The sequence below is a fragment of the Pectobacterium brasiliense genome (assembly GCF_016950255.1).
Taxonomy (GTDB): Bacteria; Pseudomonadota; Gammaproteobacteria; order Enterobacterales; family Enterobacteriaceae; genus Pectobacterium; species Pectobacterium brasiliense.
Genome location: NZ_JACGFN010000001.1, coordinates 2,065,723 through 2,088,836 on the forward strand (window position 1 = coordinate 2,065,723; position 23,114 = coordinate 2,088,836).

A 23,114-nucleotide genomic window follows, 5' to 3' on the forward strand; every position below is an offset into this window, starting at 1 on the left:
TGAAGGGTGTTTCCCGCCTAACGTCCCACATTCCCCCACGCATCACGCTCTGACACACTTTCCTTCTCTCCATTTTTTGCCACAGCACACAGGAAAAGGTAGCATCGCTGCCGTTGTTTTCTGCCATGCGGCTCACCGCGCCCAGCGCACTATAAAAAAAACGCCTCAAGCAAAAACATAACCAGTTGAATTCGAAATAATAATAGCGAACGCGTCACCACAAGATGCGTGATAGACAGGAAAGCACGGACACCAATGACAGAACATTCCTCCCCTCATGGCGAGCGTCATGCCGCCGAGCAACGTCTCCACGAAAAGGGTTATCACCAAAGTCTCGGCAATCGCCATGTGCAGATGATCGCCATTGGCGGCTCCATCGGCACCGGGCTGTTTCTTGGCGCAGGTGCGCGTCTGCAAATGGCAGGGCCAGCGCTGGCGTTGGTCTATCTGGTTTGTGGCATTTTCTCTTTTTTCATCCTGCGCGCACTGGGTGAACTGATCGTGCATCGCCCCACCAGCGGCAGCTTCGTGTCGTACTCGCGTGAGTTTCTGGGTGAAAAGGCCTCCTACGTGGCAGGCTGGATGTACTTCCTCAACTGGGCGATGACGGGAATTGTCGACATCACCGCCGTCGCGCTCTACATGCACTACTGGGGCACGTTTGCCGATGTCCCACAGTGGTTGTTCGCGCTGGGAGCACTGTCCATCGTCACGCTGATGAACCTGATCGGTGTGAAGTGGTTTGCCGAAATGGAGTTCTGGTTCGCACTAATTAAGGTCGCGGCCATCGCCATTTTTCTGGTGGTCGGCACGGTCTATCTCGGCACGGGCAGCCCGCTGGATGGCAATACGCCCGGCCTGCACCTGATTACCGATAACGGCGGCCTGTTCCCGCACGGCATTCTGCCTGCGCTGGTGCTGGTTCAAGGGGTGATATTTGCCTTTGCCGGTATCGAGATCATTGGGACAACCGCAGGCGAATGTAAGAACCCAGAGCAAGTACTGCCGAAAGCGGTCAACAGCGTCATCTGGCGTATCGGCCTGTTCTACGTCGGCTCTATCGCGTTATTGGTCTGCCTGCTGCCGTGGAACGCCTATCAGACAGGACAAAGCCCGTTCGTGACCTTCTTCAGCAAGCTGGGCGTGCCCTATATCGGGACGATCATGAATATCGTGGTGCTGTCCGCTGCGCTGTCCAGCCTGAATTCCGGTCTGTACTCGACGGGCCGCATTCTGCGTTCACTGTCGCTGGGTGGATCGGCTCCCGCTTTCCTGTCGAAAATGAGCAACCAGTCCGTACCCTATACCGGTATTTTAGTCACGGTCTGCATCCACATTATCGGCGTGGTGCTGAACTACGTGGTGCCGTCGCAGGTATTCGAGATTGTCCTGAATATCGCCTCGCTCGGCATTATCTGTTCCTGGGCATTCATCATTCTGTGTCAGATGCAGTTGCGTAAAGCGATTCGTCAGGGGAAAGCCAAGCCGGTGGCGTTCAAAATGCCCGGTGCGCCCGTGACATCATGGCTGACGCTGGCTTTTCTGGTGAGCGTATTGGGATTGATGGCGTTTGATTACCCGAACGGTACCTGGACGGTTGCGACAATTCCGGTACTGGCGATCATGCTGATTATCGGCTGGCGCGGGCTGAAAAAGCAGCGAGAAGCCGTGAAGCTCGCCAACCAGCAGGAATCCAGCCTGCGTTAAGGTTAAGATAGAAAAAATTCAGGCTCGTTTCCGAGCCTGAATTTGAGATTACTGACAAAGTCCGTAGAGCGGGAATAACGGATAGATCGTAAAGACGCTGTGAATACGTCCATGTACGCTCGGCTTGCGCCATCCCTGGCGCAAACGCTTTACTCTTCTATTCCGTTACTCCCGTTCTAATTCGGTAAATAGGTTTGTCAACGGTCTGAAGAGAAATGTAATTACTCTTCTACCACGTAACCGTACAGACGCTTGCTGCCATCTTCTTCCGCGACGCTGTAAACGCCCTGCAATTCCGGAGAGAAGCCCGGCAGCAGGTTAATGCCCGCTTCCAGCGCCAGAAAATAGCGCTGTACCGCCCCGCCCCAGGTTTCCCCCGGCACGACACACAATACGCCCGGCGGATACGGCAATGCGCCTTCTGCTGCGATACGTCCTTCTGCTTCGTCGATAGGAATCAGCTCGATATTCCCGCGCACAAATTCCCTGTTGGCATCCTGCGGCAACATCACCACGGACGGAAACTCGGTTTTGCGGAACATCGCTTTTTGCAGATCTTTCACGTTGTGCTGGGCGTAAAAATCATGCATTTCCTGACACAGCCGACGCAGCCGGTAACCGCGATAACGCTCTTTGTATTTTTGATACAGGCTAGGCAGCACTTCGCTCAGAGGCGCATCGCGGGCGATCAGCGTTTCGAAATGCACCAGCGCATTCACCAGCTCCTGCATTTTTACAGCGTCTTCCGCTGGCGTTAGCAGGAACAAGATCGAGTTCATGTCGCATTTTTCAGGGATGATGCCGTGCTCGCGCAGGTAGTTGGCAAGGATCGTCGCCGGAATACCAAATTCAGTATAATCGCCGCTAATCGCATCAATACCCGGCGTTGTCAGCAGTAATTTACAAGGATCGATAAAATACTGATCCTCCGCGTATCCTTCGAACGCATGCCATTTCTCACCCGGCTCAAAGTTGAAGAAGCGCACGTCCTGCGCGATGGTCTCCGTATCGTGATCCTGCCAAAGCGCCCCGCCCACCGTCACAGGCACGAACGGTTTGATGAGCGAACAACGCGTCAGTAGCTGCTTACGCGCCTCAATGCCCAGCTTCACGCAGTCCATCCACATACGACGCCCGCTTGCCCCTTCGTGCATTTTGGCATTGACGTCCAACGCGGCGAACAATGGGTAAAACGGGCTGGTCGAGGCGTGCAGCATAAAAGCGTTATTCAGTTGCTTATGGTTGCAGAAACGGCGCTGGCCTTTGATATGCGTATCTTTCTTGTGGATCTGCGAGGTCTGGGAGAAGCCCGCCTGCTGTTTATGCACCGACTGCGTCACGAAAATCCCCGGATCGTTCTCATTCAGATCCAGCAACAGCGGCGAACACTGCTCCATCATCGGGATAAACTGCTCGTAGCCGACCCAGGCGGAGTCAAACAGAATGTAGTCGCACAGGTGCCCGATGCTATCGACGACCTGACGCGCGTTATAAATCGTGCCGTCATAGGTGCCAAGCTGGATGACGGCCAGACGGAACGGGCGCGGCTCGTTGGCACGTTCCGGCGCGACTTCCGCGATCAGCTTACGCAGATAGGCTTCATCAAAACAGTGCGCATCCACGCCGCCGATAAAGCCAAACGGATTGCGCACAGTTTCCAGATAAACTGGCGTCGCGCCCGCCTGAATCAGCGCACCGTGATGGTTGGATTTATGGTTGTTGCGGTCAAACAGCACCAGATCGCCGCGTGCCAGCAACGCATTTGTCACCACTTTGTTCGCCGAGGACGTGCCATTCAACACGAAATAGGTTTTATCGGCATTAAACACGCGCGCAGCGTGCTTCTGCGCCTTCTTCGCCGCCCCTTCGTGAATCAACAAATCGCCCAGTTTGACGTCTGCGTTACAGATGTCCGAACGAAACACGTTCTCACCGTAAAACTCAAAAAACTGACGCCCCGCCGGGTGCTTGCGGAAGAACTGGCCGCCCTGATGCCCCGGACAGGCAAACGTCGTGTTTTTCATGTTGACGTATTTGGTCAGCGTATCGAAAAACGGCGGCAGCAGCGCGTCCTGATAAGCTTTCGCCGCTCGCTCTAACACGTTGGCGTGCTCGCCTTCGTCATCGAGAATCAGCCATTCGCTACCCGCAGGCAGAACATCTAACTCTTTATCTTCATCAGGCTCTTCGACAAACGCCGGAATACTAAAACCGGTGTGCTGCAATATCGACAAAATGCCGCTACGGGCTTCCTCAATAGAAACCACGACCGCCGCCACATCCGTGAAGTCAGTCTGACTCAACGCGACAATCTCACGCGTTGTGGTTAAACGGGTGCCAACCGCTGCATTCGCCGCAATTTTTAACTGTTTCATGTAACCAACCCAAACGGTTAAAGGTAAGTGTACGTGCCTGGAAGACACCGTTCAGGGATAACAATCCCGACCAATCACAATGCCAATCAATAACGACAAGCGTATGATCCCTACAGGTAAACTGTAGGCTAAGAATGGAAAAACTGGAGCCAGCACCATCCGATAGACATCAGTAAAAGCAGAGGCGTACTCTATTTTTACTCATGCCTAACAGCGAGCGAACGAACGCTTCACCGCATGGTGAAGGAGGATAATCGACGGGGAGAAAAGTAAACTGCGCAGCGGTGATAAGAAGAAACGCACAGCGACGTCATCAACGAACTGGCGCGAGCATGCGACACCATGAGCAATGAATCTGACATATCGGCGATCCTCTTTAGCTAACGCTAACTACGCTTAAAGGGGCGTTCAGGTGAACGAGACGTTAAAAACCGCGCAATAATGGCATTATTCTTCATCAAATTCAACAATCCAGCCCGCACTCAACACGGTAAAAAGTGCAACGAAACATGCCACGCGAATCAGGAAGAAACGTTACCGCGCTAAGCGTGCTGAAAGGATCGCCAGAAACTGGCTAGCAAATAATACAATTGCCTGAAAATAGCGCAGGCGCTCCGCTTTGTGACAGAAACCCATTGACGCCACGTGGCCAATACGGTTTAATGCGCCCCGTTGCCCGGATAGCTCAGTCGGTAGAGCAGAGGATTGAAAATCCTCGTGTCCTTGGTTCGATTCCGAGTCCGGGCACCACTAATTCTTAACCCTCGCCTTTGGCGGGGGTTTTTCGTTTCTGGCGCGTGGACTCTTCATCGAACACCATTCGATTATTCGCCGCAAGCGGCTCACCCTTTCAGGGCCAGCGCGACAAGCGCGCTGTTCAACGCCTCCCGCGTTTGTCCGAGTCCGAGTACCACTAATTTAAAGAAACCAGCCTAACGGCTGGTTTTTTGCTTTTGGGGATTGGGTTCTGAACTGGGTCTCGTTCTCTACGAGTGCTATCTATCCCGCCTCCCCTTCCCCATGATTCGAGCCCATCCCCTGATAGCGTGACGGCCAGATCTCCTCAGGCCGCTTTCCCAATGCGCAGGCAATTAATCTCTCACCTTTCGGCCAGTGTCTCGTTAAAGCATTAGCGAGTGTTGAAGACGCTAATCCAGATGCTCTTGATACCGCGGCCAACGTTGTTCCTTTCTTCCTTAAACCAGCAATAATGTCTGCCGGATGCCAATTGTGCTTATCCATTTATCGACCTCTCCCTGTGATGAATTGCTCCAATTATCCCATTTTGGGATAAAAAAGGAAATGGTTGATATTCGATTTTAGGATATCTATCAAGGTCACCAAAATGGCATCGATTTATTCAAATGAATATCAATCAGTTATAAAAATACTGCGAGAGGCCAGAATCGAAAAAGGCATGACCCAAGAAAATTTAGCGAACGCTTTAGGTCGACCTCAGTCTTTTGTAGCCAAAATCGAGAATGGGGAACGTAGGCTGGATGTTGTTGAATTTGTCCACATCGCTCACCTGCTATCTGTAGACGCTTCCACTGTTTTAGAAAAAATAGCGCATAAAATACAGAAAGATAGCATTAAGTAATCAATACAAAAAAATCACTTATCCCGTTTTGGGATAAAGCAGTGAGCGACTGATATTTGATCCCAAATTTTATGGGGTTGAATCGATGGCTTCTGTTTACTCTGATGAATATCAAATCGTTATCAAGGCATTACGTGAAGCACGCATTGCCAAAGGGATCACACAGGTAAACCTGGCTCTAGCGCTGGATCGTCCTCAATCGTTTATCGCTAAGGTTGAGAACGGGGAAAGAAGGTTAGATATCGTAGAATTTATCCATATCGCCCGTTTACTTTCTCTAGACCCTGCCAGCATTATTGCTAAGATCCCTGCAAAACATAAAGCGCTTGGTTAAAGAGGAACACGGCCATGAAACGCCGGATTAGCATTGCCGTGGACAAAGATGGCTATCAGATTCTGAGTGCTGCCGGAGTTAATATTTCCGAGCTGGTGAATGACGCCCTTGGCAAAGAAGCCCTCCGCATAAAGACTGAAGCGTGGAAGAAGGAAAACCGTGAAGGGATGGAAAACGCCGCCCGATTTATCGCAAAGAATGGTTCTTTTGCGGATGAAAACAGGAACCTGGTGATCGTGTAAACGCTCCAGTCATTACAAAACGTTTGTCGATATGTAAAGCGATATTGTCGAGACACCAAAGCGGCGCATGGTCATCCCACTTATTGGATCGCATTACCTGTCTGAGAAAATGAATAAGATGTGGTTCCCTCTGATCCGCATTGACAACGACCATTATCGGCTGATGACGACTGAGGTGATTGGTGAGGCTATTGCGGATCTTGGCGAGTATGCGAATGAGATCAAGGATGCTATTAATCTTATGTTTTGGGGGATTTGAGAGGTGTTCTTGAGCCTTACGCATAGTGAGGGACATAATCAGTACTAAAAATGAATAGTTCGATTCGCTATGATGCTTACATAATGTTTAATTGTATTGAATGCCACGAAAATCATTGCTATCGTAATTGTATCAATTACGCATTTCCTTGGGGAAGGTCAAAATCTACATCTCACCTAGCGAAACATTAACTGTTAGCTTGTAGAGTAGGTGCATATTCATTTCACTGATAGAGCAGCAAAAAGATACTCAACGCTTACCATATACAACAAAAAGAGATATAAAAATGTGGAACAAAATAAAAATATATTACTACATAATCATGTCATCTTTGCGGGCTAAGACAATATATCCTGATGATATCGATATTGATATGAAAAATTTTTTTGACAAACCAAGTAAATTAAAGATCGCGATAATTGATGATAATGATTTTCCTTGGGTCCAAACTTTAGAGAGCAAGGGTCACACAGTTAAAATATTTAAAGACTATCATAAAACAAACACAAAAATTTCACAAAAGAAATTGATAGCATACCAATTTAAAACTTTCGATTTAATATTTTGCGATATCGAAGGTGTTGGAACTTTGGCATATCCAGGTTTGGACGGGATCGGTGTAATACAAGACCTACGCGAATTAAATCCCTTACATGTGGTAGTGGCCTTCACAGGAAGCCCCGCTAGACTTTTAGATCCTAAGACAGGGAAACATTTTACTTCTCTAGATGCAGTTTTTCAGCGAGATTGGGGCGTTGATGATTTTTTGCTTAACTTCAGTAATTTGACTAAAATATTTATAGCACCAAAACAAAGGTGGAAATTTATTAGAAGTCGTTTAGTTCATTTAGATCTAAGCGAATCAAAAATCACAAAAGTACAAAAAGCATTTACACAAAATGTATTATTATTGAAATATTTAGGAGAAAGCACAGATATTTCAAAAAATGAGATACAAGAAATAATTTTAAAGTCTGAAAAGAATGTAGACATTAAGGGTGTTATTGAAGTTGCAGCTATTTCCACTAAAGCAATAAATATAGCAAGTTCATTGTTTATTTTTAATTCATTCAAATAACCTAACGAAGGTATGCATATGTCTAATTCAGTTGAATGGGCACAGATATTCGAAAGATATAGACATCTCTCAAGAGATTTTCAACAAAAATTCCAATCTATCCAAGGGAGATTGTCTATTGAAAAATATGAAAACAGTGACTCTGTAATAAAAAAAGTAAGAACGGAACTTGAAGAACTTGACGAGGTTTTTCAAGATTTCAACTCATGGCTTTATATCAGCTTACTTGAAAATCTAGAAGAAGCAAAAAACAATAATGCCGTCGGACTTTTAGAAATACCATCAAAAATACAAAGAATAAAAATAAAAATGAAGAATAAACTTCAGGACAAAAGAATAAAAATAGAGACTGACTTTGATGAAAAAATAGCCATATCCACTTATATTACATTCTTTGAGCAATTAATAAACCTTATTTTCCAAAATGCTTTTAAATACTCCCCAAGTGGCTCATCAATAAATATTTCAACAACTAACAAAAGTGACTATATTTTACTAGAAATTTCTTCACCTGGCCCTGTAGTTGAAAACTCTGAAATTCATAGCCTCACAACAAAGGGATTCAGAGCTAATGCAGCCATTAATTCGGATATTCCAGGAGAGGGATATGGATTATATAACTGCAAACGCATATCGGACCTTCTAAATATAAATATAGATTTTAAATCCCAATCAACAAAAAGGTATACTTTTAATGAAATTGGATATTGTAACTTTACAGTTACTCTAAAAATCCCCTATGAAATAAATCCATAAAAATCTATTTAAAATACATTCATCTATGCAATATTTTACACCAAAGGCAGACCGATGGGTTTGCCTCAAATAATCAACTTAGCGGCTGATTTTTGCTTTTGGCCACCCCTGAAAAACTAATCCAGACGCTTTTGATACCACCGACAGCAACCACGATCGCTACGATGGCACGTTCGCTTCCAATACGATCCCTAACTCTGTTCCCCATTAAACCTCCTCAGAAACCTGACTGATTTCTCGCAGCGTTCCCGGTGCATGGCCTACGATGCGTTTAAATGCGCGACTGAACGCCGCCAGCGATCCGTAACCCAGACGTAGCGCCACCGTTTCAATCGGCTGATGTTCATGACGGATGTACTGGACAGCTAAGCGCATGCGCAGTTCGCTGAGATATTTTACGGGCGTAGTTCCGGTTGCGAAGAGAAACCGCTCGGCAAAGACGGAACGGGAGGTGCCCGCCTCTTTTGCCAGTTCCGCGACGCTCCAGTTGACGCCCGGATTCTGATGCATCGCGTAAATCGCCCGGCTCAGCCTCGGGTCACGCAATACCTGCACCCAGCCCGTTGCTTTACCGCAGCCAGCTTCAACCCATCCGCGCACGATGAGCGCCGCGACCACATCAGCCAGTCGCGCCAGAATGCCGGCGAAGCCCACCTGACGCGTCATCGACTCACGTTCCATGGCCGCAAGAATCGGATGGATTTCCGGCCAGGTCGACATCAGGCGGCTCACCATCATGACTTCCGGCATCGCTTTGATCAGCGGCTGCATTCCACCCAGCTCAAAATCCATGCATCCACTGAAGATCACCGTGTTTTCGGTGTCTGGGCAGGGTTCGCAGTCAATCGCACACACCGAATTGCAAATCGGTTCGCTGGGAAATGCCGACACCGGTGTGACGTCAGCCTTTTCATCAGAGAGCAACGCATGCGAATTCCCGTTGGGGATAAACAGCGCGTCCCCACTTTTTAGCACAAACGTCGCGCCACTCTCCATGCGCAGCAGCGCTGTACCCTGGCTGACAAAATGAAACTGCGCCTTGCCAGGCACGTAGTGGAACGCCACACCAAAGGGAGCGTGGGTTTCAATTCGACGATATGTCACCCCGGAAAGACGCATCCCACGCAGAAGCTCGCTGATCAAATCGGGTGACTGAACGGTCATGACGACAACCCCGGACGAATAATCAATAAGTGAAGAGTATATGTCATAGATCGTCCATGTGGAACGCTCTATGCTTCGTGACGGTTGTCACATTTTTCTAACGAGAGAGCAACAGATGAATTCATGTATAGCGGCAAGTGAGGCCATCGCGCCCACCAAACCCGCCTGGCGAGCCGTTTATTCACTGGGACTGGGGGTATTTGGCCTGATTACGGCTGAGTTTCTACCAGCCAGTTTATTAACGCCGATGGCAGCAAGTCTAGGCGTCACGGAGGGAATGGCAGGCCAGGCGGTGACTGCGACGGCGATAGTCGCGCTGGTGACCGGCTTGCTCATCACGCCGGCGACCAAAAGTATCGACCGCCGCTGGGTGTTAATGTTTTTCTCGGTGCTGCAAATCATCTCCAGCCTGTTGGTGGCGTTTGCTCCCAATCTGCATGTGCTGCTATTCGGGCGCTTACTGCTGGGAATTGCCATTGGCGGGTTCTGGGCTATGTCCACCGCTACGGCGATGCGTCTTGTGCCTAAGGATAAAGTGCCAAAAGCACTCGCGGTGATCTTCTCCAGCGTCTCGATTGCCACCGTTGTTGCCGCGCCACTTGGTAGCTATCTGGGGAGTTTGATTGGCTGGCGAAACGTCTTTATTCTCTGCATTCTGCCAAGCGTTGTGGCGCTGTTTTGGCAGCTGTGGGTGTTGCCATCGATGAAGCCGGAAAGCAGCGGCAGCCTCGGAACACTGTTTCGCGTGCTGCGCCGTCCGGGCATGATCGGTGGGCTGCTGGCAACCGTGCTGATCTTCAGCGGACATTTCGCGTTCTTTACCTACCTGCGCCCGTTCCTGGAAACCGTCGGGCAGGCAAGCGTCGAAAATATTTCCCTGATTTTACTCGGCTTTGGCCTCGCCAATTTTGTCGGTACTTCGATTGCCGGTTATCTGTTGGCGCGAAACTTACGCCTGACGCTGGCACTCGTGCCCTTTGTGATGGGCGTTCTGGCACTGACCATGGCGGCCTTTGGACATCTGGCGATACTGGATGGTCTGCTGGTGGCAATGTGGGGATTTGCGTTTGGTCTGGTTCCTGTGGGCTGGTCAACCTGGCTTGCGACAACCGTACCAGACGAAGCCGAAAGCGCGGGCGGTTTACTGGTGGCATCGATCCAATTTGCGATCGGGGCTGGCGCAGCGGGTGGCGGGGTGATATTTGACCTCAACGGAGCCAGCGGTGTGTTTGCTGGCAGCGGATTATTGCTGGTATCAGCAATGGTGATTGTTTTTGCGGGCGTGCGAGTTCGCGCACAATAACACGCTATGCCACCCCCAGCGCGCTGGAGCAGGCAGGCGCGGAGTTGCAAAAACACCTGAAATAACAGCTTGATGTAGCAACGGTCCCAAATGATAAAAGCCCTGACTGTATTAGCCAGGGCTTTTAAGGTACTACAGATTTAAGATTTAACATTCATTGACTTAATAACATTTACTACTATTGGTAGTGCTTCAAATGTACACGTTTATAACAGATAATATTGGGTACTAAAATGAGCTAAACCTCCCTATATTTACTGATTTAAACAGTCTGCCAACCTTATCACCATTCAAAGATATGGCAGGTTAACAAGTACATCCCCCATCGCGATATAGACTCTTTGATGCGTGGCCTTACTCCCGTTGCGATATCCTTCACATCACTAAATCAATACTTCATCGCAACCAATAAAAACAAAATCATGGCCTTACATCATCGCGCTTTCACCCCATTTTTGCGATTGTCGGTACTGACTACGTGGCCTTAAAGCATCATCGAGTGAGAACATGAACTTTTCTCAACATCGATTCCCCATACAAAAATACTTCGTGACCTGTATCGCAAAATACGTGTTAAAGAACATATTCGATGTCTTTAACATCACAGCAGACTGAAACTTTACTGCTGTTAGTAACCAATCTACGGATTTTAAAAACGGTGTCAATACTGTTTTTAATAACATGATTTTAATAACAGTAGTCATTAGAAAAGCATAAGGAGAACACAGAAGAATAGAGCACCTTCAATATTCACCTCTGCGGCACCGCGTTTAATTTAATCTCAACGACCGTATGGCCAGTGGTTAATTTCTTTGTACCAACGATGATTAATCCACTTAACGTCCAGAATATCCTCCATATCTTTCAACGTTCTGTATCGCGTGCCATCCTGGCAGATGACGGATTGAAAAAGCGCATTCATCAATAACCTTGGTGAGGTTTCCTCATGCTCTAGCAAAGGTTCGATAATTAATAACGTTGAATGCCCAATTGATTGCGCGATGGCTTTTAATATTTTCAGGCAGAATTCGTCGTTCCAGTTATGCAATATGTTTTTAAGCAGATAGATATTATAACCAGATGGAATAGCATCAAAGAAACTGCCGGGAGTGAAAACCATTCTTTCTTTCAATTCAGGATAGTGCTGTGCGACACGCTTTTCGCTTCTGGTACAGACACCGGTCATGTCGAAAAGACAGCCTGTTAAATGATGATACTGCTTTATAAGCTCAGTCAGAATAACGCCACTACCGCCGCCAATATCAACAACGCTGCCAGCCGCTGTAAAAAGAGACTCATATTCTTTAGCCAGCACATATCCCACCGGGCGAGATAAATCCCGCATGGCAAGATCGTAAATGTCTGCTCGTGATGCGGAGTGCGCCAGATGCTCATATAGTGTCAACCCAAAGACCTGCTTAAATCCCGATTCCCCTGTTCGGCTCGTATGCAATAGTCCATCAAACCCCTGATAGTATTCATTGCCGAACAGCATACAGAAATGTTTCATTGAGCTGATGTTATCCGACATCAGCAGCGTAGAACGTGCATTATTCTTAATAATACTTTCATCTTTCACTTCAAAAAAGCCAAAGACCTCAAGCACCTTGATGATATCAAAAATGTTCTTTTCACTCGCCTGACATTCCCTTGCCAATTCAGCGATGGTTATCCCCTGCTCTCCTATTTTATCGGCTATCCCTATTTCCGCTGCAACGCATAATGCTTTTGCGGCCAAAGGCATCATCATAATTTCTAAAATATTTCTAATATACTCAGCGGAATTCATATATTTCCCTTTATTCTCTGATTTCATAGCGAGGATGAGTTTACGATCTAGCTCATCATTGATGACGATACGCAAAGTATGCGGAAATGAGGCTAAAAACATATCATCCGTTTGGCCGAACGGTAATCAGCCATCTACCATCCGGCCAGAAGAAATAAGAGATTAAAGCGGCATGCTTAAAAGATATTATTACTTTAAAAATAGGATTGGTTATCTATGGCTTAAAATAACGATCACTGGAAAATGCGGCCACCAATATGGCGTGCGGCATCGATACACGCCTCTGGCGTTCCCAACTCCGGCATCAGTAGCATTTCAGACGTCAATACTGAAGCACCGCAGTAGTCAAAAATCCCGTGATCGATCTGTGCATGAAAGGCGTCCGCGTAACCACGCTTTTCAAATGTTCTCTGGTTAGCTGCGCCCAGCGCCACAAGATGCACCGGTAAATGTCCCAGTTTCTTTATCACATTCCCATCGGCGGTTTCTTCATAGGCCCAGCCGTTTGAAAACACGCGGTCGATCCACCCTTTCAACAGCCCCGGCATGGACCACCAGTAAATCGGGAACACCAGCACCAGTGCATCTGCGTTATCAATACGCGATTGCTCAGCAATGACGTCAGGCGGTGTTGCACCTGTACACTGAAAAGCCGCCATATCTGACTCAGAAAACACCGGGTTAAAGCCTTCCTGTGTAAGATCCGCGATTTCAAACGTATTTTCTGGGTTTGCCCCAGCGATCCCTTGCGCAATCGCGGTAGCGACACTGTGCGTTAGTGAAGTATGAACAGGATGAGAAACGACAAGTAATGCATGCATTCCGAGTACTCCCTATTGCTATAGAACGATGTCAGCGATAATCTAATATACTAACAGTAACCTACTATTGGTAAGTTACTTTTGGTACATAAAAATGTCAACAGGATAATATCGCCAATGTCTAAACCACAGGCACGACAGCGTTTATCAAGAGAAGAGCGCCATATACAGCTGATCAAAACCGCCTGGCAGATTATTCGAGAGGAAGGCACTGAAGCGCTGACGCTTGGACACCTGGCGGAACAGGCAGGTGTAACAAAACCGGTGGTTTACGATCACTTTACTAACCGTTCGGGGCTGTTAGCTGCACTTTATAAGGAATATGATGCTCGCCAGACGGCAATTATGGATGACATGATCCGTAAGACTGAGCCTGTGCTCGATAAGCTGGCTGCGGTGATTGCCACCTCGTACATTGATTGCGTACTGCTTCAGGGCCGTGAAATGCCTAATGTCATGGCGGCACTTACCGGAACTCCCGAGCTTGAACAAATCAGGCAGGAGTACGATGCCAGCTTCACGGAAAAATGCCGCGATCTCTTTGCCCCATTCTGCGCAGGTAAACCTCTTCATGATGCCGCGCTGCGGGCCATGCTCGGTTCCGCCGAAGGACTATCTTATGCCGCCGTTAAAGGAATTATTACGGAACAGCAAGCTAAGGATGAACTGTTCCACGTGATTGTCGCGATGGTGCAAAGGTGTAGCGCGAGCGAGCTTCATGCTATTTCCATATAAAACGGCCCCATGCAAAGCGGCTCCATGAAAAACAGCTCCATACAAAATAGCTGAAGCCTCCTCATACCGGTGAGTTAGCCACTACATCAAAACGCTGACTCATCCCTGAGTCAGACCACCTCCTCTGAGTCTCTTCATAGCCCATCCCCCGATAAAAAATGATGTTATGAAATTGCTGTGCTAGATTATGTGTACAGATCTGTACACATAAAAACACTCCATCATTGATGAAGAAAAACGATGAAAGAGATAATGGGCAAGAGAGAGCACATTTTAGATATCGCGGAAGCGCTGTTTAATGAATTTGGCTATACCGCCGTTGGCGTTGATTTAATTAGAGATAAGGCGGGAGTCTCTAAAACATCCATGTATCGCCATTTCGGCTCAAAGAATAAGTTGATTGAAGCCGTGCTGGCTCGCCGACATACGCGCTTTGAGGAAGGGTTAGCTAGCGTGATAGCTGGCGCTAACGATGCGGAAAGTCGTCTGGATGCCGTGATGGACTGGCATTTTTCCTGGTTCCGAACCGTTAACTTTAAAGGGTGTATGTTCATGCATGCGCTGGCTGAGTTTAAAGAGCAAGATGAAGCCATTACAGCTCTGGCCCTGCGCCATAAAACCTGGATCAAGTCATTCTTGCTATCGATATTCACTGCCGAAGAACCAGAAAAAGAAGACAAAATCGAAGCTATCATGACGTTTATCGAAGGGATGATCGTGAGAGCGGAATTTATTGGCCTAACCCGCGGCGAGGATGTTTATCGCCGGCACGTGAGACAGTTAGCCTTCCCTCATCCTTCTCAGTAATCACTCGGTGCCTATCACACATCGGTAAAGCAAGCCGACGAAAAAGCAGCCACTATTAACTTTATCTCTCATTGAGGAAGTAACCATGAACTCACCACTCACCCAAGGCGTTCACCATATTGGTTTGACGGTATCAGCATTGGAAGAAAGCGCGCACTTTTTTACCACGCTTCTGGGATGGAAAGAGGTAAAACGAAAAGAGGATTATCCCGCCATTTTTGTCAGCGATGGCACGATAATGCTCACACTTTGGCAGGCACAAACCAGCGAGCCGGTTCAGTTTGATCGAAAAAATCATATCGGCTTGCATCATCTTGCCATTAAGGTTGATAGCAAAGCGATGCTGTTTGAGATCGCTGAGAAATTATCAGCGCATAACATCAACATTGAATTCGCGCCCGCTCTGGCTAGTGGTGGCCCAGCCATGCATATGATGTGCTATGAGCCAAGCGGGATCCGCATCGAGTTTTACTGGTCAGGTCAATAAGTGAGACCTAAGAACACCTGACTCATGCGCCACATCAATAATAGCGCTGATATCTCCGCCGCCAACCCTGATTTAAAATTGACCAAAATCAATAAAAAATCAGTAAATACCTTAATTTACCTTTCTATACTCCCCGTCTTTTGACCTTCCCGTAGGGGGAAGGTGTAACGTCATAGCCTGTGATTCCAGATGATGACTCTATTGAGGGGAAATGATGATGAAGCTAAAGATGATAGCGGCGCTACTCGGTCTGACATTAAGCGGTTCAGGTTTTGCAGCAACAGCTGACGCTAACGCGTTTCTGGCTAAACAAGGGCTGGCGGGGAAAACGGTCGAGCAGATCGTCGATGCTATCGATCAATCGCCGCAGGCAAGACCGCTACCCTACAGCGCGTCGATTACCAGCAAAGCACTGAAATTATCCGATGGGCAGCAGCAGTATAGCTATCCGCTGGGAAATAAATTCTATCTTTCATTCGCCCCCTATATTCAGCAAACCCACCCTTGCTTTAACCACAGTTTATCCGGCTGTCAGGGGGAGCTTGCTAATACCGCATTTGACGTAAAAATCACGGATAAAGCGGGCAATGTTATCGTGCAGAAAACCCTAAACAGTCACCAGAACGGCTTTGTCGGCGTATGGTTACCGCGCAATATTGAAGGAACGATTAATGTTACCTATCAGGGACGCGTGGCAAGTTCACCGTTTGCAACCTATGACGACAGTCAGACCTGCATGACGACACTGCCATTGAAAGAGGCGTAGCAGAACGCCGTCGCGAACACGGATTCAGCAACCCAGCGACATCGCTGGGTTGCTGATTCAACGGGAAACTGACGTATTACTGACTTCATCGCCCCCGCGATTCACTTACACCACGCCGGTATCCACGCGCTTACCGATATCTTTTAGCTGCGAGTATTTTTCTAACAGGCTGGGTGCGTCGTCCAGACTCATGGCAAACATCCACATGTAGGTCATCACCGAATAGATATGCCCCGCATTGGTTCCGCCGTTAAGCGTCATATACACAATCGTCAGTGAAAACAGGACCGCAGCGGCGGCACCGATAGCCAGATAGCCCAGCGCCTCACGATCCGACAGGCGAATGCGCAGCCCGGCCAGCACATGGTAATGCTTGGTCAATGAAGCCGCCGTCGCGCTGTTGACAAAGCCAACCTCTTTTTCCAGACGGTTATTTAATTTGCCAAACAAGGCTTCATTCTTTCGCGTGTAACTTGGCAGGAACAGGGAAAAAAACAGCAGAATCACGATGCAGGCAGCGCCCGCCCAGAACTCAATCACCAGCAGCATCACCGCCGCACCGGTGATCGACGCCAGCGACGTGATCAACACCGGGAGGTGAATTTCAAAAAAATCCACGAACTCGCGTGAGAGCGCTACGCGCGCCGCGATAGTTGAATGATTATGGTTTTCCTTTCTCTGCGCCAGAATCACCGGTACGGCCAGTGCCGCATAAATACGGGCAAACGTGCGGGTATCCACGCTGCGCCGTGCAGCGCCAATCGCCCACATAATGAAAACCATCAGCGCATACAGCACTGCATGCCAAGGCTGAGCGTTCAGAATCGCGTTAATGGCGAAGCCTGCCATCAAGGGGTAAAGCAGATAAGTCACATTCTCTGCCACCACTAGCAGCAGGGTGAGAATCAGTTTTTTGCCATGCAGCTTGCCAAGTTTTTTAAGGGTGACAGCAGCACTATGCGAAACCTTGACCGGTTCGCTGATATTATGGGTTTGCATGAGAATCGTATTTAACAGAGTTATACTTGAGCGGTTGCTCAAGAAGCAAAAAGTGTATTTGAGCACTTGCTCAAAGTCAACGCGGGGACAGTAATGAAAGAGACGACGAAAGCGCTAAAAGACAAAATCCTTGATGGCGCAATCGAGCTGTTTATTGAGAAAGGCATAGAGAAAGTGACGACGCGCGAACTGGCGGAACACGTTGGTATTTCGCGCAGCCATATTTATCACTACTTTCCTGACTGGCAAACGCTGTCGATTGAGGCGCTAACGGCATTCATGCTGGCGGATTTGGAAGAGGTCGCGGCAGAAATCGCCACATTGCCGCCGAAAGAGAAACTGCATGAGCTAGTGAAAAATTACCTGCCGGATACCACGGACGTCATCTGGAATCTGTATGGATCGCTATGGCAGTTGGCCGTTCACAATACCGCTTACGCTGAACTCGCCCATGTCATGACAGGAAAATGGTCTGCCTTACTGGAAGAGATTATTGCATCAGGCGTCGCGTCCGGTACCTTTAAAAATACCGATATCCAGCGCGTTTCTCGCCAATTGGACGCGCTGTTAAACGGCTACTCTGATCACCTGATTATTAATCCATCCCCTGCCGATTTTCAGCAGGCAATTGAAGATATTGATGATTTCATACAACGCGTGTTGTGAATCACATGAACAGTACGTCCAGAATGGCATGACATCTAAAATAGCGATTAATGTGTACATACTGCGTCAATACACATTAGTCCCGGATGTTACATGCCATTTTTGATTGGACGGTGCTAATCAAGTAGGAATGCTTCGTCAACATTTCGAACTGGATGACATCATTTTCAGCCAGAATAGGGATTGCCTCATCGGGAGCGTTATCATTACCGTTTTTATTCATCGCGATATTGTTCACCACCAGACGATTCCCTTCCCAAACAGAATCAAAGCTGAACGTACGCCGAATCGTCAGCGGCACACCATCCTCGCCGATGTAAAAACCGTTGACTAAAACCAGCGCTCTATTTTGTTTATTTAAATAAAAATAGACGTCATATTCCTTTCTGATGTTCTGATCTTCTGCGTAGAGTTTTACTTCACCCTGACATATCAGAGGGTTTCGGTATAAATTGCTTTTTAAATAAAAAAGGGTTCCCAGAGAAAATGAAATAAAAAGCACCAATGTGGTGCAAAAAAATTTCTTTCTGACTTTAATTATTAACATAAGTTATACATCCACTCCCGTCTTTCTTGCAGGAAATAACGATTTCACTTTTCTTATCCAGCATTCCAGAGATGACAATTTTTTTCGACAGGAAGAACAATGTGTTCTCTGAACATAGGTTTTCATAGTCGGTAGGTAGTGGATAACCCACGCTGTCATATAAATAGAAAAGATCGCATTTCCCGCTCATCTTCACGTCAACAAGGTGCCGATACGGGAAACGGTTTGCGTTACCTAACGCGAACAGAATAACCCCCACTATCATTATCCAGATGAGAAGAAACCGGGTGTATTGTTGTGTTTTTACGGGCTCAGATATGGCGTGGTGTTTTATGGAGAACGGTTTTTTTTCTTTATAAACATCATCTTCCACTTTCTCTTCTACGTTCCCTTCTACCGCCTGATGTGATGTTTCTTTCTCACCTCCTCCCCTATCCGCCTCCAGATAGGAAACAATGCTTTCCACGTTAAAAACAATACCTAGCTTAGGAATAGTCACAATCGAATCCGCCAGGTCAAATTCGCGTAATACCTTCCTTAACAGAGATAAATAGTTGTTTAGATTATTAAGAGAAGGGCAAAGCGCGTGCTTTTCTAGTGCCTCCTTTAACAAAAAATCTCGGCTTAGCGTTACCCCCTGATTCTCAATGAGCAAACAGAGCAATCGAGAAATAGGAAAGCTCAGAGAGATTGCTTCATTTTCACGTTCTATCCATGCAAGCGTTCCTTCTCCTTCATTAAAAATGATTTGATCATTAATCAAATAAACCATACATGCTTTTCCATCGAGATTAAGAAGCGCTATTCGTTTGTTATAATCAGCCTGATAGATACATTATTTATGATGATAAAACCTATGGAATAGTCTTAAAATCACCATACCACAACAAAAAAAATACGTTATCTATAAAATCAAAAACAATTATATATCTCTATTCACAGGCTCTATCTCAGGCAAGGATAAAAACTTACCTATTTATTGTCAAAGATTATTTACTCTTCATTTAAGAACTATGTAAATAAAAAGACATTTCATTATTTTTACAAACCAATAGATATTCCGTACTAACACATACTAAAGACGAAGAATAACAAATAACACATTGAATTAAATGAACTATCTTGATAATTATATTTATAGCTTATAATTTCCCCCTGGAACATGAAAACAAAAAAACAGAATAAAAAACTAAATAAACGTAAATTTAAAACATTTGATCTAAATAAAAGTAATTAATTCAATATATTTGACCACAAAATCATTCAACACTACGATACATCCAGTTTCAGCGTCGCTGGTTAGGCAAGCGGAAATATATTCTCCGCATGAAACACGAAAAGCCACCAATCAGTCAGAAAAGACATTACAAAAGAGAAGGCATTACTCGTTATACATGAATGTGTGAACATTCAGGCGAGTCATGCTCATTTTTTAAATAAAGTAACCAACCGAGAGAGCATAATATGAAATTATCAAAGATCACCCTGGCATCCCTCATCTCCGTGATATTTTCTGTCGGCGCACATGCCGCAGATTCACATAATGGATCGGTGACGTTTAAAGGAAAAATTATTGATACTCCCTGCTCAGTATCTCAGGATGATTTGCACCAAACGATCGAGTTTGGCGAAATCAGCAAAACGGTGTTGGAAAACGGCGGCACGTCAGAAATCAAACCGTTTGATATCACATTAAAAGATTGCAGTCTGGATACCGCCACCAGCGCCAAAATTGTTTTCTCCGGCGGCGTAGCATCTGGAACCAATAATGAACTGCTGGCATTAAACGGCAGTGCAACCGGTGCGGGTATTGCCGTAGAACGCGTCGGCGAAAAAATTAAATTCGACGGAACCACACCAGCCGTTCCTGCTACGCCGCTGGCAAATGGAGATAATATTTTCTCCTTCACGTCTTATGTCGCAAAACTGCCAACACCACAGGAAGGGGAATCGCCAGTCATCACAACAGGTTCCTTCGCCAGCACGGCTAATTTTGTTGTGTCCTATCAATAAAATCCCATTGCGCTAACAATCTATTGCGCTAACAACAGGGTATCGATAATCAAATGGGGAGGACACCTCCCCTATACCCATATTATTCCTCATATCGATTGATATGAATGGATAACCACAACGCGACATGTTTTCAAGCACCTATTCCTATGGCAATGAAAAATATTACGTTCAAAGAAAAAATAAAACCCGCGTTATTTCGTTACGGTTTTTTTATTTTTTCTTTGAATACAACATCGCTCAGTGCAACGGAATTTAACGTTAACGTACTGGATGTCGACGATCGTAATGACATTGATCTTAGCCATTTTTCCGATCCCGAATATGTCACACCCGGTACCTATCTTTTATCAATAAAAGTCAACGCGCGTGAAATACAACAGCAAATGGTTAGCTACCTGCCAGAAGGCAATCATCGCGCTCAGCCAACCGCCTGCCTTTCACCCGAACTCGTCGATAAACTGGCGCTGAAAAAAGAGGCGCGTGACAAAGCCGAATTATGGAATAACGGCGCATGTGTCGATCTGACGCCTATTGCTGGCGTCACCGTCTCTAACCAGATAGGCATGGGAACGCTAAATATTACGATCCCGCAGGCCTGGCTAGCGTACAGCGATCGCAACTGGATTCCCCCCGAGCAATGGGACCACGGCATCGGCGGTGCGCTGCTGGACTACAACCTCGTCGGAAACGTGCGCCGTGATACCAACGGCAAAGGCACATCACACTATCTCAGCAGCTACGGCACCACTGGATTTAATCAGGGAGCCTGGCGTTACCGTGCCGATTACCGCTATTTTCTGCAAAAATCGCGCAACGCGAATCGCGATAGCTTCTCGTGGGATCAGTTTTATGCCTATCGTCCGCTGCCAACGCTTTCAGCCGATCTCAAGCTGGGGGAAATGTATTTCAGCAGCAATCTGTTCGATAGCTATCGCTTTACCGGCGTGTCATTAGCCAATAACGAGAACATGCTTCCCCCTTCGCTGCGCGGCTACGCGCCCGAAATTCGCGGTGTCGCTAAATCAAACGCAACGGTGACCGTCACACAAAATGGCAGGCTGATCTATGAAACCACCGTGCCTGCTGGCCCCTTTGCCATTCAGGATATGAAAAACGGTGTCAGCGGGACGCTGGATGTCCGCGTGACGGAAGAAGATGGCACGGTGACGACATTCCAGACCGAATCGGCCAACCTGCCTTACCTGACGCGACCGGGACACGTGCAGTACAAACTCGCCGCGGGTAAACCTTCGAATACCAACCACCGTCTGCAAGGCCCAGCCTTTTCTGCCGCCGAAGCCTCGTGGGGATTATCCAACGCGTGGTCGGTGTACGGCGGCGGTATATTGTCCGATGGCTATCAGTCCTGGTCGGCGGGCATAGGGAAAAACCTTTACCTGCTGGGCGCGCTGTCGGCAGATATCACACAGTCACGCGCGACGCTTCCGGCAACGTCCGCATCGCAGATGGGGCATGCCTTCTCACTTAACTGGTCTAAATACTTCAACTCGATCGATAGCCAGATCAGTTTCGCGGGCTACCGTTTTTCAGAGAAGACCTACATGAGCATGGCGCAGTATCTCTATGCGCTGAATCTCGATAGCCGCTATCGCAATGAAAAAGAGCGCTACACCATCACGCTCTCCAAAAACTTCGCGACGCGGGAATCATCCTCCGTGCTGAGCGGGCTATCGACCTACATTACCTATACGCGCCAAACCTACTGGAATGAAGCCGAGCAGGATCGCTACGGGGTTTCACTGAACAAGTACTTCGATATCGGCGCAGTTAAAGGCATTGCCGCGAATCTCTCGGTCTATCGCACCGAATTCAACCGCCGTACCGATGACAGCCTGTATCTGAGCTTTTCTATCCCGCTCGGAGAGAAAGATCGCCTGAGCTACAGCATGGGGCGCTATAACGACGGCAGCAATCAGGCGCTGACCTATTCCAATAACGCCGATCCGCGCCGCACCTGGAACCTGAGCACCCGGCATGACAGCAAAGAGAATACCTATCTGAGCGGCAACTATACCCATCTGGCACCGATGACGGACGCCACCGTGGGCGTCGCCTGGCAGCAGGATCGCTATACCTACCTGAACGGTTCACTGCGCGGCGGGATTACCGCCACCCGCCACGGCGTCGCAGCACACCCGAAAGGCAATCAGGGCGGCACCCGCATCATGGTCGATGCGGGTCAAGCGGGCGTGCCGTTCACCGGTAGTCAGGTCGAGACTAACCGCTATGGCCTGGCCGTGATTGCTGGCACCAGCAGCTACTACGACGTATCGACCCGCATTGATGTACAGAAATTACCGCAACACATTGAAGCGGTGACGACGGTGATTCAGGGCACGCTGACCGAAGGCGCCATCGGCTACCGCAAATTCGACGTAGTGAGCGGGGCAAAAATTATGGCGCACGTCGCGCTGGCCGATGGCAAAAATCCCCCGTTCGCCGCCCAGATCAAAAACAAGAAAGGCCGCGATATCGCCATGATCACCAACGGCGGGCAGGCCTACATCACGGGCGTGTCGCCTGACGAAACGTTGTCCGTCATCTGGGAGGGCAGAACACAGTGCGCCATCACCCTACCCGCCACCTTAAATCACCTTGATGCCCTGCTGCTTCCCTGTAAATAAGCGGCGCGAAGAAAGAGA

General features: G+C 47.7%; 22 protein-coding genes, 1 tRNA gene and 1 pseudogene. 16 read left to right on the forward strand and 8 right to left on the reverse strand.

Annotation, left to right across the window (positions count from 1 at the left end; translation table 11 throughout):
* Positions 1-255: 255 nt before the first annotated feature.
* On the forward strand, positions 256-1,707 hold the full coding sequence (ansP, locus tag H4F65_RS09220; RefSeq protein ID WP_010282820.1) for an L-asparagine permease: 1,452 nt from the start codon (positions 256-258) through the stop codon (positions 1,705-1,707).
* A gap of 221 nt (positions 1,708-1,928) precedes the next feature.
* Here the strand turns inward: ansP and H4F65_RS09225 are convergent, their stop codons facing one another.
* A complete protein-coding gene (locus tag H4F65_RS09225; protein ID WP_010282817.1) occupies positions 1,929-4,082 on the reverse strand; it encodes an ornithine decarboxylase in 2,154 nt (717 codons plus the stop codon).
* A 674-nt stretch (positions 4,083-4,756) separates the two neighbouring features.
* Between H4F65_RS09225 and H4F65_RS09230 the strand changes: the two genes are divergently transcribed.
* Positions 4,757-4,832 (forward strand) — tRNA-Phe (locus H4F65_RS09230).
* A 249-nt stretch (positions 4,833-5,081) separates the two neighbouring features.
* On the opposite strand, the gene H4F65_RS09235 is transcribed toward H4F65_RS09230, so the two are convergent.
* Complete coding sequence (locus tag H4F65_RS09235; RefSeq protein WP_010282810.1) at positions 5,082-5,324, reverse strand: helix-turn-helix domain-containing protein; 243 nt, start codon at positions 5,322-5,324, stop codon at positions 5,082-5,084.
* A gap of 103 nt (positions 5,325-5,427) precedes the next feature.
* Here H4F65_RS09235 and H4F65_RS09240 point away from each other — a divergent pair, with 103 nt between their 5' ends.
* From H4F65_RS09240 to H4F65_RS09265, 6 genes and pseudogenes are all read left to right on the forward strand, one after another.
* The gene (locus H4F65_RS09240; protein WP_039313952.1) at positions 5,428-5,682 is read left to right on the forward strand and encodes a helix-turn-helix domain-containing protein; all 255 of its coding nucleotides are present in this window, start codon (positions 5,428-5,430) and stop codon (positions 5,680-5,682) included.
* A gap of 85 nt (positions 5,683-5,767) precedes the next feature.
* Positions 5,768-6,016: a helix-turn-helix domain-containing protein gene (locus tag H4F65_RS09245; protein ID WP_010282805.1), complete on the forward strand. Its 249-nt coding sequence runs from the start codon at positions 5,768-5,770 to the stop codon at positions 6,014-6,016.
* Between the two features lie 14 nt (positions 6,017-6,030).
* The gene (ccdA, locus tag H4F65_RS09250; RefSeq protein ID WP_010282803.1) at positions 6,031-6,258 is read left to right on the forward strand and encodes a type II toxin-antitoxin system antitoxin CcdA; all 228 of its coding nucleotides are present in this window, start codon (positions 6,031-6,033) and stop codon (positions 6,256-6,258) included.
* Positions 6,259-6,289: 31 nt separating this feature from the next.
* Positions 6,290-6,517: pseudogene (locus H4F65_RS09255) on the forward strand (CcdB family protein).
* A gap of 286 nt (positions 6,518-6,803) precedes the next feature.
* Entirely contained in the window at positions 6,804-7,595 is a 792-nt protein-coding gene (locus tag H4F65_RS09260; protein ID WP_010282800.1) for a response regulator, read from the forward strand.
* Positions 7,596-7,613: 18 nt separating this feature from the next.
* Positions 7,614-8,351 (forward strand): sensor histidine kinase, encoded by a 738-nt coding sequence (locus H4F65_RS09265; protein WP_010282798.1) that lies wholly within the window; start codon positions 7,614-7,616, stop codon positions 8,349-8,351.
* Between the two features lie 207 nt (positions 8,352-8,558).
* Here H4F65_RS09265 and H4F65_RS09270 read toward each other — a convergent pair whose 3' ends face one another.
* Positions 8,559-9,515, reverse strand: a complete 957-nt coding sequence (locus H4F65_RS09270) for an AraC family transcriptional regulator (protein WP_010282794.1) — start codon at positions 9,513-9,515, stop codon at positions 8,559-8,561.
* 115 nt (positions 9,516-9,630) lie between these two features.
* Between H4F65_RS09270 and H4F65_RS09275 the strand changes: the two genes are divergently transcribed.
* Positions 9,631-10,818 carry an MFS transporter gene (locus H4F65_RS09275; RefSeq protein WP_010282792.1) on the forward strand — a complete coding sequence of 396 codons (1,188 nt, stop codon included), beginning with the start codon at positions 9,631-9,633 and terminating at the stop codon, positions 10,816-10,818.
* A 781-nt stretch (positions 10,819-11,599) separates the two neighbouring features.
* On the opposite strand, the gene H4F65_RS09280 is transcribed toward H4F65_RS09275, so the two are convergent.
* Positions 11,600-12,709, reverse strand: coding sequence for a methyltransferase (locus tag H4F65_RS09280; protein WP_010282789.1), 1,110 nt, complete (start codon positions 12,707-12,709; stop codon positions 11,600-11,602).
* Positions 12,710-12,840: 131 nt separating this feature from the next.
* Positions 12,841-13,428, reverse strand: a complete 588-nt coding sequence (locus H4F65_RS09285) for an NAD(P)H-dependent oxidoreductase (protein WP_010282787.1) — start codon at positions 13,426-13,428, stop codon at positions 12,841-12,843.
* A gap of 117 nt (positions 13,429-13,545) precedes the next feature.
* Here H4F65_RS09285 and H4F65_RS09290 point away from each other — a divergent pair, with 117 nt between their 5' ends.
* The 4 genes from H4F65_RS09290 (at position 13,546) to cueP (ending at position 16,223) form a co-directional block, all read left to right on the forward strand.
* The gene (locus tag H4F65_RS09290; RefSeq protein ID WP_010282784.1) at positions 13,546-14,163 is read left to right on the forward strand and encodes a TetR/AcrR family transcriptional regulator; all 618 of its coding nucleotides are present in this window, start codon (positions 13,546-13,548) and stop codon (positions 14,161-14,163) included.
* A 240-nt stretch (positions 14,164-14,403) separates the two neighbouring features.
* Positions 14,404-14,970 (forward strand): TetR/AcrR family transcriptional regulator, encoded by a 567-nt coding sequence (locus H4F65_RS09295; RefSeq protein WP_080727608.1) that lies wholly within the window; start codon positions 14,404-14,406, stop codon positions 14,968-14,970.
* A gap of 85 nt (positions 14,971-15,055) precedes the next feature.
* Entirely contained in the window at positions 15,056-15,457 is a 402-nt protein-coding gene (locus tag H4F65_RS09300) for a VOC family protein (protein WP_010282780.1), read from the forward strand.
* A gap of 214 nt (positions 15,458-15,671) precedes the next feature.
* The gene (cueP, locus tag H4F65_RS09305; protein WP_172645000.1) at positions 15,672-16,223 is read left to right on the forward strand and encodes a copper-binding periplasmic metallochaperone CueP; all 552 of its coding nucleotides are present in this window, start codon (positions 15,672-15,674) and stop codon (positions 16,221-16,223) included.
* 105 nt (positions 16,224-16,328) lie between these two features.
* Here cueP and H4F65_RS09310 read toward each other — a convergent pair whose 3' ends face one another.
* Positions 16,329-17,222: an ABC transporter six-transmembrane domain-containing protein gene (locus H4F65_RS09310; protein ID WP_010282775.1), complete on the reverse strand. Its 894-nt coding sequence runs from the start codon at positions 17,220-17,222 to the stop codon at positions 16,329-16,331.
* Between the two features lie 93 nt (positions 17,223-17,315).
* On the opposite strand from H4F65_RS09310, the gene H4F65_RS09315 reads away from it, so the two are divergent.
* A complete protein-coding gene (locus H4F65_RS09315) occupies positions 17,316-17,888 on the forward strand; it encodes a TetR/AcrR family transcriptional regulator (protein WP_010282772.1) in 573 nt (190 codons plus the stop codon).
* Positions 17,889-17,964: 76 nt separating this feature from the next.
* Here the strand turns inward: H4F65_RS09315 and H4F65_RS09320 are convergent, their stop codons facing one another.
* A complete protein-coding gene (locus H4F65_RS09320) occupies positions 17,965-18,435 on the reverse strand; it encodes a hypothetical protein (RefSeq protein ID WP_010282771.1) in 471 nt (156 codons plus the stop codon).
* Positions 18,422-19,207, reverse strand: a complete 786-nt coding sequence (locus H4F65_RS09325) for a winged helix-turn-helix domain-containing protein (RefSeq protein WP_010282768.1) — start codon at positions 19,205-19,207, stop codon at positions 18,422-18,424. Before H4F65_RS09325 ends, H4F65_RS09320 begins: the two co-directional genes overlap by 14 nt.
* A gap of 692 nt (positions 19,208-19,899) precedes the next feature.
* Here H4F65_RS09325 and H4F65_RS09330 point away from each other — a divergent pair.
* Both H4F65_RS09330 and H4F65_RS09335 read left to right on the forward strand, forming a co-directional pair.
* Positions 19,900-20,448 carry a fimbrial protein gene (locus tag H4F65_RS09330; protein WP_010282767.1) on the forward strand — a complete coding sequence of 183 codons (549 nt, stop codon included), beginning with the start codon at positions 19,900-19,902 and terminating at the stop codon, positions 20,446-20,448.
* Positions 20,449-20,672: 224 nt separating this feature from the next.
* A complete protein-coding gene (locus H4F65_RS09335; RefSeq protein ID WP_240350777.1) occupies positions 20,673-23,096 on the forward strand; it encodes a fimbria/pilus outer membrane usher protein in 2,424 nt (807 codons plus the stop codon).
* Positions 23,097-23,114 lie beyond the last annotated feature (18 nt).

What these genes read in the sequence shown, in the direction of transcription:
- H4F65_RS09235 (WP_010282810.1), bottom strand. Translation starts at nt 5,324, where the DNA reads ATGGATAAGCACAATTGGCATCCGGCAGACATTATTGCTGGTTTAAGG.
- H4F65_RS09300 (WP_010282780.1), top strand. Translation starts at nt 15,056, where the DNA reads ATGAACTCACCACTCACCCAAGGCGTTCACCATATTGGTTTGACGGTA.
- H4F65_RS09260 (WP_010282800.1), top strand. Translation starts at nt 6,804, where the DNA reads ATGTGGAACAAAATAAAAATATATTACTACATAATCATGTCATCTTTG.
- H4F65_RS09310 (WP_010282775.1), bottom strand. Translation starts at nt 17,222, where the DNA reads ATGCAAACCCATAATATCAGCGAACCGGTCAAGGTTTCGCATAGTGCT.
- H4F65_RS09285 (WP_010282787.1), bottom strand. Translation starts at nt 13,428, where the DNA reads ATGCATGCATTACTTGTCGTTTCTCATCCTGTTCATACTTCACTAACG.
- H4F65_RS09315 (WP_010282772.1), top strand. Translation starts at nt 17,316, where the DNA reads ATGAAAGAGACGACGAAAGCGCTAAAAGACAAAATCCTTGATGGCGCA.
- H4F65_RS09290 (WP_010282784.1), top strand. Translation starts at nt 13,546, where the DNA reads ATGTCTAAACCACAGGCACGACAGCGTTTATCAAGAGAAGAGCGCCAT.
- H4F65_RS09240 (WP_039313952.1), top strand. Translation starts at nt 5,428, where the DNA reads ATGGCATCGATTTATTCAAATGAATATCAATCAGTTATAAAAATACTG.
- ccdA (WP_010282803.1), top strand. Translation starts at nt 6,031, where the DNA reads ATGAAACGCCGGATTAGCATTGCCGTGGACAAAGATGGCTATCAGATT.
- cueP (WP_172645000.1), top strand. Translation starts at nt 15,672, where the DNA reads ATGATGAAGCTAAAGATGATAGCGGCGCTACTCGGTCTGACATTAAGC.
- H4F65_RS09265 (WP_010282798.1), top strand. Translation starts at nt 7,614, where the DNA reads ATGTCTAATTCAGTTGAATGGGCACAGATATTCGAAAGATATAGACAT.
- H4F65_RS09330 (WP_010282767.1), top strand. Translation starts at nt 19,900, where the DNA reads ATGAAATTATCAAAGATCACCCTGGCATCCCTCATCTCCGTGATATTT.
- H4F65_RS09270 (WP_010282794.1), bottom strand. Translation starts at nt 9,515, where the DNA reads ATGACCGTTCAGTCACCCGATTTGATCAGCGAGCTTCTGCGTGGGATG.
- H4F65_RS09295 (WP_080727608.1), top strand. Translation starts at nt 14,404, where the DNA reads ATGAAAGAGATAATGGGCAAGAGAGAGCACATTTTAGATATCGCGGAA.
- H4F65_RS09225 (WP_010282817.1), bottom strand. Translation starts at nt 4,082, where the DNA reads ATGAAACAGTTAAAAATTGCGGCGAATGCAGCGGTTGGCACCCGTTTA.
- ansP (WP_010282820.1), top strand. Translation starts at nt 256, where the DNA reads ATGACAGAACATTCCTCCCCTCATGGCGAGCGTCATGCCGCCGAGCAA.
- H4F65_RS09245 (WP_010282805.1), top strand. Translation starts at nt 5,768, where the DNA reads ATGGCTTCTGTTTACTCTGATGAATATCAAATCGTTATCAAGGCATTA.
- H4F65_RS09280 (WP_010282789.1), bottom strand. Translation starts at nt 12,709, where the DNA reads ATGTTTTTAGCCTCATTTCCGCATACTTTGCGTATCGTCATCAATGAT.
- H4F65_RS09325 (WP_010282768.1), bottom strand. Translation starts at nt 19,207, where the DNA reads ATGGTTTATTTGATTAATGATCAAATCATTTTTAATGAAGGAGAAGGA.
- H4F65_RS09320 (WP_010282771.1), bottom strand. Translation starts at nt 18,435, where the DNA reads ATGTTAATAATTAAAGTCAGAAAGAAATTTTTTTGCACCACATTGGTG.
- H4F65_RS09275 (WP_010282792.1), top strand. Translation starts at nt 9,631, where the DNA reads ATGAATTCATGTATAGCGGCAAGTGAGGCCATCGCGCCCACCAAACCC.